This window comes from Acinetobacter sp. YH01019 (assembly GCF_013420285.1).
GTDB lineage: Bacteria > Pseudomonadota > Gammaproteobacteria > Pseudomonadales > Moraxellaceae > Acinetobacter > Acinetobacter gandensis.
The window spans coordinates 1-1,343 of the sequence record NZ_VOYM01000180.1 but is presented as its reverse complement, the minus strand read 5'-3'; the positions used below and the strand labels follow the sequence as shown (position 1 = coordinate 1,343).

Genomic DNA, 1,343 nt, shown 5'->3' with positions numbered 1-1,343 from the left:
AAAAAAAAGCGATAAAAATAAAGAAGCATGGACGACTCTCAATGAGTTTATTTCGCTATGGTTTAGACTATGTTCAAATGGCGATTCAGCGTTTAATTGGTTTTGGGAAAAAAGAAGAGTTTAAGGAAATTTTGGCAATTTTAAGAAAGCAGAATCCTGATAGGATAAGGGTTCTGTGAAATTTGTCGTGTACAGAGTATAATATCCTGCCTTTTTTATATCTGTTTCTTCCGAAGGAGATGAGAGATGTCTGATTTCATTCAGTTAGAATATCTACAAGAAAAATTACAGCAACTTTTAGCGGAATCATTATTTGCAATCTATCTTTATGGTTCAGCTGTTGATGGTGGCTTAGGGCCAGAAAGTGACCTTGATGTTCTGGTCGTGGTTACTCAACCATTAACATCTGCTTTACGCGAGCAGCTTGCACAAGAATTACTAAAAATTTCACAGCCTGTTGGGGAATTACAAAGACCATTAGAAGTTACTATTTTATTAAAAGATGAGATTCAGTCTGGAAATTATCCTTTAAGTTATGAAATGCAGTTTGGTGAATGGCTACGTGAAGAACTTAAAGAAGGTGGAACATTAAGTTCGCAGAAAGACCCAGATATTAGTATATTGCTTAGAAAAGCGAGATCTCATCATACAGTTTTATTTGGTCCAGCTTTAGACCAATGGGCACCTGAAATTTCTGATCAAGAACTATGGCAAGCAATGTCTGATACTTATCCCGAAATTGTAGCTCATTGGGATGAGGATGCAGATGAAAGAAACCAGATTTTAGCTTTATGCCGGATCTATTTTAGTTTAGTCATGAAGGATATTGCTTCAAAAGGCAATGCAGCTCGATGGGTTATGCCTCAGCTTCCTCCTGAGCAGAAATTCGTATTGCAGCGGCTTATACAGGAATATAGAGGGGAAATCGGTAAACAAAATTGGCAAGAGGAACATTATGCTTTGCAGCCTATTGTTAATTTTCTGAGTTCAAAAATTGAAGAGCATTTTGAGCAGAAAAGAAATTTGATCACATAATAATTTTTTAGATTCTGGCTTTTCTTACCGACTTTACTAAACATACGGCTATATAAGAGTGCTTAAGCACTCTTTTTTTATTACTTAGTGTTTAAAGAAAATAATATTAATTTTAATATAGGGTTTGTTGACATTTACTGTTCATAATTAACCCTATAAAGGTAGCCATAAAAATATACATGCTAAAGCAACAGAACTTTGATAATTTCTTTTGAGCTTGTCATATCGAGTAGCTATTCCTCTAAATTGCTTTAATCTACAAAACATATTTTCAACTAAATGCCTGATTTTATATAAATACCAGTCCA

Annotated in this window: 1 protein-coding gene and 2 pseudogenes; 2 read left to right on the top strand and 1 reads right to left on the bottom strand. The window is 34.4% G+C overall.

Going from position 1 to position 1,343, the window contains the following annotated elements; genetic code table 11:
• Positions 1 to 179, top strand: a pseudogene (locus FTT84_RS17805) (IS4 family transposase); the annotation flags it as partial.
• Between the two features lie 67 nt (positions 180 to 246).
• Positions 247 to 1,035 carry an ANT(3'')-II family aminoglycoside nucleotidyltransferase gene (locus FTT84_RS17800; protein WP_005137601.1) on the top strand — a complete coding sequence of 263 codons (789 nt, stop codon included), beginning with the start codon at positions 247 to 249 and terminating at the stop codon, positions 1,033 to 1,035.
• A 153-nt stretch (positions 1,036 to 1,188) separates the two neighbouring features.
• Here FTT84_RS17800 and FTT84_RS17795 read toward each other — a convergent pair.
• Positions 1,189 to 1,343, bottom strand: a pseudogene (locus FTT84_RS17795) (IS5/IS1182 family transposase); the annotation flags it as partial.

Bases quoted from the DNA above. Each gene is read 5' to 3' on its own strand.
- FTT84_RS17800 (WP_005137601.1), top strand. From the start codon at position 247: ATGTCTGATTTCATTCAGTTAGAATATCTACAAGAAAAATTACAGCAA.